Origin of the sequence: Flavobacterium sediminis (assembly GCF_003148385.1) — a bacterium.
GTDB classification, from domain to species: Bacteria; Bacteroidota; Bacteroidia; order Flavobacteriales; family Flavobacteriaceae; genus Flavobacterium; species Flavobacterium sediminis.
This window is the reverse complement of record NZ_CP029463.1, coordinates 2,121,587-2,134,859: the sequence shown is the minus strand read 5'-3', so window position 1 is coordinate 2,134,859 and position 13,273 is coordinate 2,121,587. Positions and strand designations below refer to the sequence as shown.

Here is a 13,273-nt window from a genome sequence, read left to right as displayed (position 1 = left end):
ACAACTAACAACAACACGCAACAACACAACTAAACCCTTTGTTTAATTAAGAATTACAATTTATGATTCCTAAAGTAACCCAAGAAATTATCGATTTGGGTGATGGAAGAACCATCACTATCGAAACAGGTAAACTAGCCAAACAAGCAGACGGTTCTGTCGTGGTTCGTATGGGCGATGCCATGCTACTTGCAACTGCAGTTTCTGCCCGTACGGCCAATCCGGGAGTAGATTTTCTACCGTTGACTGTAGACTACAGAGAAAAATTTGCCGCAGCAGGTCGTTTCCCAGGCGGTTTCTTCAAAAGAGAAGCACGCCCAAGCGACCAGGAGATCCTAACCATGCGTTTAGTAGACCGTGTATTACGTCCGTTATTTCCGGATGATTACCATGCCGAAACACAAGTTATGATCCAATTGATGTCTCATGACGAAAATGTGATGCCGGATGCTTTAGCCGGTTTAGCTGCATCAGCCGCATTAGCTGTTTCAGACATTCCTTTCTACAATCTTATTTCAGAAGTTCGTGTAGGTAGAGTTAACGGTCAATTGATCATTAATCCTAATCGCGAAGAATTAGAGCAATCAGACATCGATATGATGATCGGTGCTTCTAAAGATTCTGTATGTATGGTAGAAGGCGAAATGAAAGAGATCTCTGAAGCCGAAATGATCGAAGCGATCAAATTTGCACACGAAGCGATCAAAGGTCAGATCGAAGCTCAGGAAAAATTAAGAGCAGCGATAGGTACTCCTGCTTACAGAGAGTATGAAGGCGAAGCGGAAGATGAAGCTGTAAAAGCAAAAGTGAAAGCAGCTGCTTATGACAAATACTATGCAATTGCTCAGGAAGCCTCTTCAAAACAAGAACGCGGTGAAAAATTTGCTGCTGTAAAAGAAGAAGTTGTTGTTTTGTATACGGAAGAAGAATACGCCGAAAATGAAAACTTAGCAGAATTGGTTGCTAAATATAACTACAAAGTTCAGAAAGAAGCCGTACGTAATGTGATCCTTGAAAAAGGAATTCGTTTAGACGGAAGAAAAACTACTGAGATACGCCCGATCTGGTGCGAAGTAGATTATTTGCCTTCTGCACACGGTTCGGCAATCTTTACACGTGGAGAAACTCAGGCTTTAGCTACTGTAACATTAGGTACTTCAAGAGAAGCTAATGTTATTGACCTGCCATCTGAACAAGGTGAAGAAAAATTCTATTTACACTATAATTTCCCTCCGTTCTCAACCGGTGAAGCAAAACCTTTGAGAGGAACTTCCCGTAGAGAAGTAGGTCACGGAAATTTAGCACAACGTGCTCTTAAGAACATGATCCCTGCTGATTGTCCTTATACGATCCGTGTGGTTTCTGAAGTATTGGAATCAAACGGTTCCTCGTCAATGGCAACGGTTTGTTCCGGAACATTAGCTTTAATGGATGCCGGAGTACAGATCGCAAAACCGGTTTCAGGTATTGCTATGGGCTTAATTACTGACGGTGATAAATTTGCCGTATTGTCTGACATCTTAGGAGATGAAGATCACTTAGGAGACATGGACTTTAAAGTAACAGGAACTGCTGACGGTATCACGGCATGTCAGATGGATATTAAGATCGAAGGATTGCGATATGACATTATGGAGCAAGCCTTAGCTCAGGCTAAAGACGGACGTATGCATATCTTAGGTAAGATCACTGATACTCTTGCACAACCTAACACTACGGTTAAGCCTAAAGCTCCTAAAATCATCAAATTTGATATTCCGAAAGACTATATCGGTGCAGTTATCGGTCCGGGTGGTAAAAACATTCAGGCATTACAAGCCGATACTAAAACCACTATCGTTATTAACGAAGAAGGAGATTTCGGTATTATTGAGATCTTAGGTACTGATCAGGACGGAATGGATAAAGCTATAAAATCGATCCAGAATCAGATCTTTGCTCCTGTTGAAGGAGAGATTTACAAAGTAAAAGTTACTAAGATCTTAGATTTCGGTGCTGTCGTTGAATTCGTTCCGGGAAAAGACAGTTTACTTCACGTATCTGAGCTGGACTGGAAACGCGTTGAAAAAGTTAGCGATATCTTAAAAGAAGGTGATGAACTGGAAGTTAAATATTTAGGTTTGGATCCGAAAACGAAAAAACCTAAAGTTTCAAGAAAAGTACTTTTACCTCGTCCTCCAAGAGAAGACAAAAAACCAATTGAAAAGAAAAAAGAAGATCCTAAAGGTTAATTTAATCCGTTAATTCAAATACCCGAGAGGCTGTTTCAAAAGTAAAATATCTGTCATTTTAAGTATTTCAGAATCTAAAAAGACCGATATTCAATTTGTAGAATCTGAAACCAGTTCAGATTGATAACAAAATACTTTTGAAACAGCCTCTTTTTTTATTTCTCCGGCAACAGATTTTCGTCTTCATAGCGCTTCAAAGCACTTTCCAGTTTCTGACGGATGGTCTTTCGCAAGCGTTCCGGTTTCAGTACCTCTACCCCATCCCCGAAGCCTAACAGTACTCGTTCTAATTCATAATTCTCGATCAAGAACAGGTTAACAATAATGCTGCCGTCTTCATTTTGCTGTAATACCCGCTGTGTATGGTGCAAAGGTTTAGTCAACACATAAGGCGCATTATATGCGTCAATCCACAAGCGGATCGCCTTAGGTTGTAATCCCGTATTGACCGTAACCCCAATTACGTTCCTGTAAAAAGCCTCCGCATCAAAATCGACTTGGATGAACTCGGCCTGAAAATCATAATCGATCGCTATGATCCTGTCCAAAGCTAAATTGACCACCGGTTGCTTCATGGTCCGCTTCCCTATCAGGAACCAACGGTTGTTGTATTCTTTCAGCACCAACGGATAAAAGCGAAATGTTCTTTCTTCTCTTGATTTGAACGACTTATAGGTGATCACCAAAACAACCTTTTTAACAATCGCCTGATAGATCGTATCTAAAAAATGTAAGCCTTTCAGTTTCTCATTCTTTTCCAGATGAATTATCGGCTTACTATCGGACTTTTCCGCATAGATTTTATCCTCCAAACGTTGTAAAATATCCGAAACATCTGCAAAAAGCGAAAAATCCTTAAACTGTTTCAACATCGAAACCGTTTCCGTCAGCACATTGATATCCGTTTCCGTCAACGGAATATCGGTTATCGTATATTCTTCATCAGCATAGCGGTAGAATTTTTTATCATACACTTCAATAGGAGCGTTATAGCCCAGTTTCTCGCTACGCATCATCTGGATATCCAATTGTACGGTACGCTTACTCACCGGATTTTGTTTGCCCTCATATTCGTATAGAGCCTCATTACAAGCCTCGATCAAATCCTCCAATGTCCATTGACGGTATTGGTTCTGCAAACATTTGTCAATGGTTTTATAGCGAATCAATGCGTTTTTATTTTGAGCCATGTTTACAATAGATTAATTTCTTTTTGAATGTTTGTTCTCGCTTGTTGTTCGTATCGATTTCGGAAAGTTTCCGTTTGGTAAATGAATTCATGCTCCAGAAAATGTTCCAAAGCTTTTTTGCGTCCCGGTTTATACAAAATATCAGGATATATTTTATATTCTTTTCGAATTTGACCGCAATACACTTGATAATCTTCCCAACTTTTCGACAGTATTTTCAGATCGAAATCAATCAGCCAGTTAATATCCTCTTCTTCGTTATGTTGGTGATGTTGCGTAGCAACAATCATATCAAAAACCAGTGTTTTGTTCATATGATGCTGCGGTTGCAATAGAGAAACGGCATACTCCGCACTTTGCAATTCGTTGTCCTTACGAGTGGTTTTATAGATGAAATCATGAAAAAAAATAGCAAACAACACTTCGTCAGGATGTTGCAAGTGCGCCCGATCATTTTCAAACGCCTCGATCATTTCTTCTAAATGGGTCAGGTTATGATACTGCCTGGATTTAGCTGTATATGCTTTTTCTAAATCATTCCACAAGCCCTTTATTTCCACAGAAGTAAAACCTATCCTTACAGCTAATTGCGTAAATATTTCCCGAAGATCCATACCCGTTATTTTTTCAAAAATACAATTCTTTTAGTACTGCGCAAAATAATTGCGCAGTATGTTTTGAATCTTTGCCTTGTTGAAATCAAACAACTATCAGTGTTTAATTTTTAAAACCGAAAAAAGATGAAATTTAATTTTTTAACAAGACAGAAAAACAAAACCGTTAATTACGAACACTCAACGGCTTTTCAGTTGAATCCTGAATATGAATTGTATTCTGCTGTAGTAACTACGAGTCTAAGCACTTCATTTTATGAAAAAGACTCTGAGCGTTTGAAAAGAATTAAAGGTTTGATTCAAAAGTGTAATCCGTTTTTTGTTGCTAAACTTGCAATATATGCCCGTAATGAAATGCATCTGCGTTCTGTTCCGTTAGTATTGGTTGTAGAATTAGCTAAAATTTATTCGGGAGATTCTTTAATCAGCAAAATGATCGTCCAAGTTATTCAACGTGCTGATGAGATCACCGAGTTACTGGCTTATTATCAGATGGCTAATGCAAGAACCGGAACAAAAAGACTAAATCGTTTGTCTAAACAGCTCCAGAAAGGTGTGGCTACTTCATTCAATCGATTTGATGAATATCAATTTGCAAAGTACAACCGTAAAGGGCGGGTTTCGTTGAAAGACGCTTTGTTTTTAACACATCCTAAAGCTAAAGATGAGGCACAGCAGTTGATCTTTAACAAGATCGCTTCGGATACGTTACCAACGCCTTATACTTGGGAAACAGAATTGTCGCAATTAGGGCAACAACGTTTCCGTACTGAAGCCGAAAGATTAAGAGCAGTTACTCAAAAATGGGAAGAACTGATCGATAGCAATAAAGTAGGCTATATGGCTCTGCTACGCAATCTGAGAAATATTTTAGAAGCTAAAGTTTCGGGTGCTCATATCGAAAAAGTGTGTCATTACCTTGCAAATGAAAAAGCTGTTGCCGCTTCAAAACAATTGCCGTTCCGTTTTTTAGCTGCTTATCGAGAAGTTAAAACAATCTACTCGGGTCATACCTCTGTTGTTTTAGAAGCTTTAGAACAAGCGGTTAAGGTTAGTGCGGCTAATATTAAAGGGTTTGACAGTAATACCTCGGTAGTGATCGCTTGCGACGTTTCCGGTTCTATGCAATATCCGATCTCTTCAAAAAGTAAAGTATTGCTTTATGACATAGGTCTGATGTTAGGAATGTTAATGCAGAGTCGATGTAAAAATGTAATCAGCGGTATGTTCGGAGATACTTGGAAATCCATCAGTATGCCTAAAGCCGGCATCTTGTCTAACATTGATATTTTTTACAGACGAGAAGGTGAGGTAGGTTATTCCACTAATGGTTATTTAGTGATAGAAGACCTAATCCGAAGAAATGAAATAGTAGATAAAGTAATGTTATTTACAGATGTACAGCTATGGAACAGCAATGCAACGCATCATTCATTTGCAGATTCATGGAATCGTTATAAAAAGATAGCTCCAAGTGCTAAACTGTATTTGTTTGATCTGGCAGGTCATGGAAATACACCACTTGATATTCGACGAAATGATGTGCATCTGATCGCAGGTTGGTCAGATAAAGTATTTGATATCTTGCATGCTTTGGAAAACCAAAACAATGCTCTGGAATATATCAATCAGATTAAGCTATAAAAACTACTGCGTAAAATAATTACGCAGTAGTTTAAAACCTTTGCAAAACAATTCGTTCATTGATAAATTAAAAATACAAACAAGTGTCGTAGATAAGTGCTACTTCGCTTTTAACGACGAGGTCGCGGGTTCGAATCCCGTCTCTTCCACAAATCCATATCAATTTATACGGGAGAGTAGCTCAGTGGTAGAGCACGATTAGTCACTTATTGCCTTTTACCTTGTTTAGAATTATAAAAGAATGTCGTAGATAAAAGTTCCTTCGTCTCATTTTAGGGGAGGAATAGCGAAGTCGTAAAACCGGCAAGGCTATCCAGTTCGACTCTGGCAAAGACAAGCCCCGCTTATTATATACACTTTTATCGCCTTTACTTCTTTTAACAATAATGGAAAATGTCGTGTGCAAGAGCTACTTCGACTTAAAATCTAACGCTACTCTTGCCATTTATTACTTTTTCATATATAAGATGCCGTTTATAAGTGTTACTTCGTTGGTTGATGTAATTAGGTTCGAGTCCTAAAAGATCACTTATAGATAATTGCTCTTAAAAAAAGAGTGTCGTCAGGAAATGGTTCCTTCGTCCAAAGAATTTTAAACCATTCCTAAATATTACCTCTTTTAAAATAAAAAATGACCTTGTAGCTTAAAAGGAAAAGCCGGTGGCAAAATATTACTTACCATTGAGTTTACGGATATTCCGATTAGACCTGCGCGGACTAATGGGTAGAGTTTACAGATGCACCGAAATTGTAAGGAAAAGTAGGGAAGCGTATTTACAGCCGTAATGCCCGAGAGGGAATATGAGTTCGAGTCTCATTAAGGTCACAAAATAATAAAAAAAACAGTCTAACGTAAAATAATTGCGTACTTAGGTAAAACCTTTGTTGCATCAAACAAAGGGCAGTATGCCCAATGTGTCGGGGGAATACATTGGGCTTGCAAAAAAAACGAATTAAATTTAGGATTATGAACACAGCAATCAACGGAAACGATTTATTAGCATTAGGATATGCAGAAGGAAGTTTAATAGGAATCGCTTTAAAATGCAACCGTAAGAGAACCGGTTTTACCAAAGAACAAATGTTGGAGAACTATGAAAAGGTTTTGGCGCAACCGGATGATTTTTTAGATCATGCATTATTTGGAGCTTTAGCGCAAGCCATTATTGAAAAAGCTAATGAAAAACCGGAAGATTATATTGCATTAAATGAAAATCCATCATCTTTTGTGATGTATGGTGAAGACCATATTGAAGAAGGAGCAAGAAAACAAATGGAAATAGCCATGCAATTACCGGTTACCATTGCCGGAGCTTTAATGCCCGATGCGCATCAAGGCTATGGATTGCCAATAGGCGGTGTTTTAGCCACTAAAAATGCGGTCATTCCTTATGGAGTTGGGGTAGATATCGGGTGTAGAATGGCGTTGTCGGTGTATGATATTCCGGAGTTCTTTTATTTCGAGAACGAAGCCAAATTCAAAAGAGAATTGGTCGCACATACTAAATTCGGAGCCGGACATGGATTTCACGGACAATACAAAGCCGATCATGAGGTATTGGAACGTAAAGACTTTGCGAACAGCAAATTCATACAAGAGTTAAAAGACAAAGCCTGGTCGCAATTGGGAAGTTCCGGTGGCGGAAATCACTTTGTAGAGTTTGGCATCATTGAATTTGAAAAAGAAGATACCGTGTTAAACATCCCGAAAGGAAAATATGTCGCTTTGTTGACACACTCGGGTTCCAGAGGTTTTGGTGCTACAATTGCCGGACATTATACCAAATTGGCCAAAGCAAACTGTAAACTTCCGGAAAAGGCAAAAAACTTAGCCTATTTAGGTTTGGATACCGAATTAGGTCAGGAATATTGGATGGCTATGAACTTAGCAGGCGATTATGCCTCGGCTTGTCATGAAGTGATTCATAACAAAATAGCCAAAGCGTTAGGAGCAACCGTTTTAGCCAAAGTAGAGAACCACCATAACTTTGCGTGGAAAGAGATCCATAACGGCGAAGAAGTGATCGTACACCGAAAAGGAGCAACACCAGCCGCAGAAGGTGTGATGGGAATCATTCCGGGAAGTATGACCGCTCCGGGATTTTTGGTTCGTGGAAAAGGGGAAACCGAAGCCTTACATTCCGCATCACATGGTGCAGGAAGACAAATGAGCAGAACACAAGCCATTAAGAACATTACCCGAAATGAGATGAAAGCCATTTTAAAAGATCATGGCGTAACTTTAATTGGTGCCGGACTGGACGAAGCGCCTATGGCGTATAAAGACATCAACCAAGTGATGGCAAACCAAGAAGCTTTAGTAGAGGTAGTCGCTACATTTACGCCTAAAATGGTGCGAATGGCAGATGATGGTAGTAGAGAGGATTAAATTAAAAAGCTTTAAATAGCGACTATGACTATTTATTAGGGTTTTACTCGGGTTTTGTTCGGTACTTGTTCGGTAATTAGTAGGTTTTTCGCATGCTTTTCCGAACAAATACCGAACAAAACCCCTATTTGCTAAAAAAACTCATTTAAAAAGGGTGTTTTTACCTGTTTTTTGGAAATGTTTTTTGTTAAATTTGAAAGGAAAATATTACAAATGTTTTTTTTCAAAAGAAGAAAACTTATTTCATAAAAGTTTAAATATAAAGTTTATGGATAGTTTTAGTAGTGGAATGGGAAGAAAATGATTTTTTTCTAAATTAATTAAATTTGATATATTAGCTAAAAGTATATAATGCAAGCAAAACCTTTTTTGAAATGGGCAGGAGGAAAAAGTAGATTGTTACCTGAAATTAAGAAGCTCTTACCTATAAATTTTGAGAATAAAAATATAACTTACATTGAGCCTTTTGTAGGAGGTGGCTCCGTTTTATTTTGGATGTTAAACAACTATTCAAACATAGAAAGGATTATAATTAACGACATTAACTCAGATTTAATCAATACTTATAAAGTAATTAAAAAATTTCCAAATGAATTAATAGAAATTTTAAAAGTTTATCAAGAGAAATTTTATTCGTTTGAAAAAGATAAAGATAGTAGAAAAGAATTCTATATGAATCAACGTTCTTTGTTTAATTTGAGAAGCTCAGACAATCTTACTCAAGCTGCACTTTTTATATTCCTTAATAGAACTTGTTTTAATGGATTGTATCGGGTTAATAAAAATAATAATTTTAATGTTCCTATAGGAAGTTATATTACACCATTAATATGTGATGAAGTAAATATACTAAATGTAAGTAAAATGCTGAAAAAAGTGAAGATACTATGTGGTGATTATAATAAATGTTTAAAATATGTAGATGATCAAACTTTATTTTATTTAGATCCTCCATATAAACCAATTAATAAAGTTTCTAGTTTTAATTACACACACACAACCTTTAATGATAATGAGCAAATTCGCTTAAGAGATTTTTGCAAAGAATTAGATTTAAAAAAATGTAATTGGATTTTGAGTAACTCTGATGTTAGGACTAAAGAAAATGAAGACCATTTTTTCGACGAATTATATTCAGATTATGAAATTAATAGGGTTGTAGTGAAAAGATTTATTAATAATAATTCAAACAAAAAACAATTAAATGAACTTTTAATAGCAAATAAGGTTGTTGAAGAAGTTGTCTTAGTACATAATTAATTAAATTTTAATGATTGAAAGAAAATTAAGAGTTGCTGTAGTTAGTGATTTACATTGTCACCCTAAAGAATTTAAGTTAGATAATAATTTAATAATGGATGACACGTATTTATATACGGATTCTTTGAGAGAAAATGACCACCCAATTGAGAGTCTAGCTAGTGTTTTAAAAGACGAAAAGGTAGATCTTATAATTTGTCCAGGTGACTTTACTAATAAATCTAATTTACAAGGTTTTATTTCTGGATGGAATTATGTACTAGAAATTCAAAGTATTTTTAATTCTGAGGAAGTAATTGCAACTCTTGGAAATCATGATATAGATTCATATAATAATTATTCTAGTTATAGTCTTAAAAATGCTAGAGGAATAAAAAAAAATTTCCCTTTAAGAGATGAAAATAGTAGAAGAGATTTTTGGGCAAATGGTTGTGCTTTTGTTGAACGAGAAAATTTTAGAGTTCTAGTAATTAATAGTTGTCATTTTCATTATAATAAAGTTTCTGCTAAAAGTGGTGAGATAGATGAGAATATGATAAATTTTATTGATGAGCATATGGCTAAAATAAGTGATAATAAAATTCAAATTGTTTTGACTCATCATCATCCTATAGATCATTCTGTTTTAGATTTGGGAGAAGAAGATAAGATAATAAATTCCGAAAAGTTATTAGAAGTTTTAGGTAAGTTTAAATTTGATTTAATAATTCATGGACACAAGCATCATCCTTTATTGAGATACCATCCTTTATCAAAGATTGATTATAGAATACCAATTTTTGCATCTGGAAGTTTTTCTTCTGTTACAAATTTGAAATGGACATCTTCAAGAAATTATTTTCATATTATTGAAATTGAAAAAAAAGATGAAGTAAAAGGTGAAATTTTTTCATGGACATATTTTTCAAAACAAGGATGGATTCAAAATTTTGATCAAACTGGTTTTGCACCACATGCAGGTTTTGGAAATAAATTGACAATAGATTGTTTGGTAAAAAAAATTAAAATTTTAATAGGGGAAAAATTATATATTAAATGGGAAGAAATTGAAAATAGTGTTCCTGAAATCAAATATTTAATACCTAATGAAATTGAAAATTTAACAAGCAAATTGTTAGACGAAAGCCTTAAACCGGATTCGCATATTTCTAATTTTCCAAAAATGTTATTTAAAATACAATGAGTAATTTTTACAATACATATAATGCTAGATATCTTGAACCTAAGCAGGTTGCAGAAAAATTTATTTTTTCTGAGAGTTTTGAAGCTTTAATTAAAAACAGACATTCTATTATTTTAGGAGCTAGAGGTTGCGGGAAAACAACTTTAATGAAAATGTTAACTTTACCTGCTTTACATAATTGGAAACATGAAAAAGCAAATGACATAAAAAGTAATATTCCTTTTTATGCGGTTTACATTTCAACTGATGTCTATTGGGATGTAAAAGAACAAGCTTACGATGAACAACTTAAAAAGTTTGGGAATTTTGCTGATAAAATTTCAAAATTTTCTGTAAATAGTAATGTTTTTATTTCACTATGCAATACATTTTTAAACATAATACAATATGAATTAAATGAAGAAAATCTAGATAAAGAGATTGAATTATCAAATTTTTTAATTGATAATTGGAAATTAGAAAAGACTATACCAAAGTTAGAATTTGTAAAAGAATCTATATTAAAAAGAATAGACTTTGTTAATCAATTAGTTCAAGATGTAATTTTTAATTATGATAATGAACAGGATATACCAAACTATGATTTTTTTAATCTAAATTTTGACAGTTCCTTATCTTTAGTTATAGATAAATTTATTAGAGTTTATAATATATCTAGTGAAAAAAAGTGGGCATTATGTTTTGATGAATTAGAATTTGCACCGTCTTGGTTACAAGATAAATTATACAAATCATTAAGAAGTAGAAATAATCAAAAGATTTTATATAAAATTAGTTCTAGTCCAATCTTACCAAAAGAAATTGAAAAAATTTTTAAAGATGAATATTCTCCAAGTGTGGGTAATGATTTTGATTGTATAAAAATGTGGAACTTGAGATCAAATGAGAAATTTTCAAAAGAATTAATTGAATCCTTGTTATTTGAAAAGCATAATACAAGAGATTCGAAAAAATTTTTTGGAGGAAATTATATGTACTTAGATGATAAAGTAAATGAAAGCTATAATCTTGATAGTCCTTACATACAAGAAATTAAAGAACTTATATCTAAAGATCAGTCTTTTAAAAATTATTTAATTTCTAAAGACATAGATCCTAAAAATCCAATTCCAAAAGCAACATTACAAAAAGATTCGGTCTTTAGAAAAATTAAACCCTATGTTTATTTTAGGAATTTTTTTATTGAATCAAATATTTTAACTTCAGATAAACCAAAGTTAAGAACTAGAAAAAAAGCAGTCGAATTATTCAGTGGTATTGAAGTTTTAACAAAAATATGTGAAGGAAACCCTAGATGGTTAATTGGTTTGACCAATTCAATTTTGCAAAAAACTACAATCGAAAAAACAGATTTATCAATTCAGTATGATGAAATTATTAATATTTCAAAACGCTTTATTAATTCTATAAATAACATTCCAGTAAAACTTGAAGACTCTTCGTTAACAATTAATGAATTTATTAGTAAAATTGGTAATTATTTTCAAGATCAAGTATTAGGGAGAAAATTCTATCCAGAACCAAGTACAACATTTAAATTTGATTTAGAGAATTCAAATGATTACATAATTCTTTTAGAAAAAGGCATTTTTCAAGGAGCATTTGTTTTAATTGATTCTGATGATGAAAGTTTTGATTTTGAAGTTAAGAATAAAAAATTTAAGTTGTCATATTTATACTATCCTGAGTATAGACTGCCTATTAGAAAAAGTTCTTCTATTGGCTTAAAGACGATAATAAATGCAAGTGAAATAGATAATTCACCAAACCTATTTAATCAAAAAGTATGAAAGTTAAATTTGGAAAACAAATTGACATAAATGAAATATCAGACATTGTTATAGATGTTTTTTTATTTGCAAATAATATTGAGAGGAGAAAGCTTTCTGCATATAATCAAATTAAAGAAAACAATGACATAGTTAAAGCATATTCTTTTTATTATCCAAACTCAAAAATTGAAAATATTGAAGGAGTTGAGGAATTAATAATTAATAACCATAACGAAGTTGTTGGTTTTTTAAAAGAAAAAATAAGTTCAATTAAAAAAGATGAAATAAACATCTTTATTGATTATTCGTGTATGACTAAATCTTGGTATTATTCAATAATTCTATATTTATCTGAAGTTAATATTGATTTCAAAAAAGTTAGGACTTTTTTTAGTTATACACCTTCTGTTTATTCAGAGCCATTACCTCCAAAGCCAAATACAGATATTCAGCCTTTACCAGGAAAATATAGAATTCCTAATAACAAACCAAAAGCACTTATTGTATGTTTGGGTTATGAACAAAATAAGGCACAAGGTATAATTGATCAATTAGATCCAAAATTAACTTATATTTTTTATACAAACCCAGCTTTAGACAATAGATTTGTTCAAACTATTAAAGATAATAATTCAAATATCTTAGAGCAAGATAAAAATATTATTACTTATCCTTTTGATAATCTCTTATATTTGGAAAGGAAATTAACTTCATTATATTATTTATTGAAAGATGATTATAACATTATTATTGCTCCGTTAGGTCCAAAGCCTTTTACTTTCATTGCAATGATGATGTCAATAGTTTATCCTGAAATTGATATTTGGAGAGTTGGTTCTGGTTTTGATATTAATAAATATGAAAGAGAACCTTTTGATCCTCCTCAATTTATTGTAAATGAAGTCATTTTTGAAAAATAATAAACTCAACTACTATGAATCAATAGAATCCAAAAGTTTGCATTCTCAAATTTAAAAATCTCATACTCTT

General features: G+C 33.6%; 9 protein-coding genes. 7 read left to right on the top strand and 2 right to left on the bottom strand.

Features of this window, described 5'->3' with window-relative positions:
- Nucleotides 1–62 precede the first annotated feature (62 nt).
- Nucleotides 63–2,231 carry a polyribonucleotide nucleotidyltransferase gene (locus DI487_RS09905; RefSeq protein ID WP_109569497.1) on the top strand — a complete coding sequence of 723 codons (2,169 nt, stop codon included), beginning with the start codon at nucleotides 63–65 and terminating at the stop codon, nucleotides 2,229–2,231.
- 155 nt (nucleotides 2,232–2,386) lie between these two features.
- On the opposite strand, the gene DI487_RS09900 is transcribed toward DI487_RS09905, so the two are convergent.
- Together DI487_RS09900 and DI487_RS09895 are read right to left on the bottom strand one after the other, a co-directional pair.
- Nucleotides 2,387–3,421 (bottom strand): helix-turn-helix transcriptional regulator, encoded by a 1,035-nt coding sequence (locus DI487_RS09900; RefSeq protein WP_109569496.1) that lies wholly within the window; start codon nucleotides 3,419–3,421, stop codon nucleotides 2,387–2,389.
- Between the two features lie 2 nt (nucleotides 3,422–3,423).
- On the bottom strand, nucleotides 3,424–4,035 hold the full coding sequence (locus DI487_RS09895) for an HD domain-containing protein (RefSeq protein WP_109569495.1): 612 nt from the start codon (nucleotides 4,033–4,035) through the stop codon (nucleotides 3,424–3,426).
- A gap of 126 nt (nucleotides 4,036–4,161) precedes the next feature.
- Between DI487_RS09895 and DI487_RS09890 the strand changes: the two genes are divergently transcribed.
- From DI487_RS09890 to DI487_RS09865, 6 genes are all read left to right on the top strand, one after another.
- Nucleotides 4,162–5,679, top strand: coding sequence for a TROVE domain-containing protein (locus DI487_RS09890; RefSeq protein WP_109569494.1), 1,518 nt, complete (start codon nucleotides 4,162–4,164; stop codon nucleotides 5,677–5,679).
- Nucleotides 5,680–6,646: 967 nt separating this feature from the next.
- A complete protein-coding gene (locus DI487_RS09885) occupies nucleotides 6,647–8,068 on the top strand; it encodes an RtcB family protein (protein WP_109570657.1) in 1,422 nt (473 codons plus the stop codon).
- A 351-nt stretch (nucleotides 8,069–8,419) separates the two neighbouring features.
- Nucleotides 8,420–9,328, top strand: coding sequence for a DNA adenine methylase (locus tag DI487_RS09880; RefSeq protein WP_109569493.1), 909 nt, complete (start codon nucleotides 8,420–8,422; stop codon nucleotides 9,326–9,328).
- Between the two features lie 10 nt (nucleotides 9,329–9,338).
- Nucleotides 9,339–10,511 (top strand): metallophosphoesterase family protein, encoded by a 1,173-nt coding sequence (locus tag DI487_RS09875; protein WP_109569492.1) that lies wholly within the window; start codon nucleotides 9,339–9,341, stop codon nucleotides 10,509–10,511.
- Nucleotides 10,508–12,301 carry an ORC-CDC6 family AAA ATPase gene (locus tag DI487_RS09870; RefSeq protein WP_109569491.1) on the top strand — a complete coding sequence of 598 codons (1,794 nt, stop codon included), beginning with the start codon at nucleotides 10,508–10,510 and terminating at the stop codon, nucleotides 12,299–12,301. The genes DI487_RS09875 and DI487_RS09870 overlap by 4 nt, the downstream gene beginning before the upstream one ends.
- Nucleotides 12,298–13,203 (top strand): hypothetical protein, encoded by a 906-nt coding sequence (locus DI487_RS09865; RefSeq protein WP_109569490.1) that lies wholly within the window; start codon nucleotides 12,298–12,300, stop codon nucleotides 13,201–13,203. The genes DI487_RS09870 and DI487_RS09865 overlap by 4 nt, the downstream gene beginning before the upstream one ends.
- Nucleotides 13,204–13,273: the final 70 nt, after the last annotated feature.